Genomic DNA, 1,408 nt, shown 5'->3' with positions numbered 1-1,408 from the left:
CTAAATGCTGGCATGAAAGGAGAAACAGAGGGCTTTTACTAAAACACAAGGTTTTCCCATCAGGGGTATTACAAGCTCACTCTGTCCCATGTGATAGTAGCTAATTATCACAAAAACAAGATACAAGGGGTGATGCAGATTAATAGCAAAACCTTTAACGCAATTAAAAATGAATACCCTACATTATCTGAAAATGACTTAATCAATCATCCTTGTTTAAATATTCATATTGGGGCAATGATTTTAAGTCGTAACTTTGCTCTCTACGGTAAAAATTGGTTAGCCGTTGGCATGTATAACGCTGGAATGAGAAATACCAATACATCAATTAAAAATCGTTTCCACTATGCTAATAAAATTTATCAACATTATCAAAAAATAAAATCGGGAAAAATGAATGAGAATAAAATTTATTAACCAACTCAGAGAAATAAAAAAAAGGAAATAACCATGTTAAAATCTTTATTAAAATTAGATAAAATGATAACCCCTAAGATTATAATAATTTTTTATTGGCTTGGGATAATCGCTGTTTTATTTTCTGGAATTGCTGCTATTTTTGCCGGCAGTCATTTAGGTGGTTTTTTCTCAGGTTTTATAGGTGGATTAAGCACAATTGTTATTGGTCTTATTGGTGTTAGGGTTTCTTGTGAATTAATTATTTTATTATTTAACATTTATGCCAAACTTAAAGAAATAGCTGAAAATACAAAAACAAAACCATAACAGAATTCATTTAACGATTAATTACGCCAAGTGACTGCTGATTTTAAAAGAAATAACCCACGAAAAGATAAATAATAAAATAACTGGGCGGATATACCGCCCGTTTGATTAATCTTTAAAAGCACTGTCTAACGCAATGATTTGTTGATAAATATCTTGCATTTGATTTTTAATCGGCTTCATCAGTTGCGCCGCTAAACGCTCGGGAAGTTCGTCAGAGTTATATAAATATTTCCGCTCAAATTCGAAAAGCTGGATATAAAACATATCCATTTTCTCAACGAGTAAAGCCACATCTTTTCGTAGTACTTCATGACCAGAATAATTCATTTTAATGTCCTCTCTAGGCTGTACGACGAGCACGAAAAGCGGTCACGAGTTTCGCACAAAACTAATTTGGGTACGCTAATAAAACACGGATGTGCTCAGCAATAGCATTTTTGATTACGTCCCAATTTTGTTGATAAAGGGTTATTTTTTCAGATATACGACGTTTATGTTGTTCAAACCACGCAGAAATAGCGAGAAAAATATGATTTCTTTGCGCTCGGCTCGTGCGAGCCTGACAGCGTTCAATACCACAATTTTGTTTAACTTCTCGATGATAAACTTCAACAGACCAACGGGCATCCATGATAGATTTGACGTATTCACGGGTGGGATTCTCTTTGTTTGTTACTAT

At 33.7% G+C, this 1,408-nt stretch carries 4 protein-coding genes; 2 read left to right on the top strand and 2 right to left on the bottom strand.

Translation table 11 applies throughout. The annotated features are described in order from the left end of the window. Window positions 1-90: 90 nt before the first annotated feature. Complete coding sequence (locus tag CBG25_RS04980) at window positions 91-417, top strand: lytic transglycosylase domain-containing protein (protein ID WP_290604997.1); 327 nt, start codon at window positions 91-93, stop codon at window positions 415-417. Window positions 418-450: 33 nt separating this feature from the next. After that, window positions 451-726 (top strand): DUF4282 domain-containing protein, encoded by a 276-nt coding sequence (locus CBG25_RS04975; RefSeq protein ID WP_290604996.1) that lies wholly within the window; start codon window positions 451-453, stop codon window positions 724-726. 108 nt (window positions 727-834) lie between these two features. Here CBG25_RS04975 and CBG25_RS04970 read toward each other — a convergent pair whose 3' ends face one another. Beyond that, entirely contained in the window at window positions 835-1,056 is a 222-nt protein-coding gene (locus CBG25_RS04970; protein WP_280626407.1) for a hypothetical protein, read from the bottom strand. Window positions 1,057-1,117: 61 nt separating this feature from the next. After that, the coding region (locus CBG25_RS04965) for a transposase (RefSeq protein ID WP_290603789.1) at window positions 1,118-1,408 on the bottom strand (291 nt) is incomplete at its 5' end.

Source organism: Arsenophonus sp. ENCA (assembly GCF_002287155.1).
Lineage (GTDB): Bacteria > Pseudomonadota > Gammaproteobacteria > Enterobacterales > Enterobacteriaceae > Arsenophonus > Arsenophonus nilaparvatae.
Note: the sequence above shows the minus strand (reverse complement) of the source record. Positions and strands in the feature narration are given on the sequence as shown.

Coding starts and splice junctions, on each gene's coding strand:
- CBG25_RS04975 (WP_290604996.1), top strand. CDS start 451: ATGTTAAAATCTTTATTAAAATTAGATAAAATGATAACCCCTAAGATT.
- CBG25_RS04970 (WP_280626407.1), bottom strand. CDS start 1,056: ATGAATTATTCTGGTCATGAAGTACTACGAAAAGATGTGGCTTTACTC.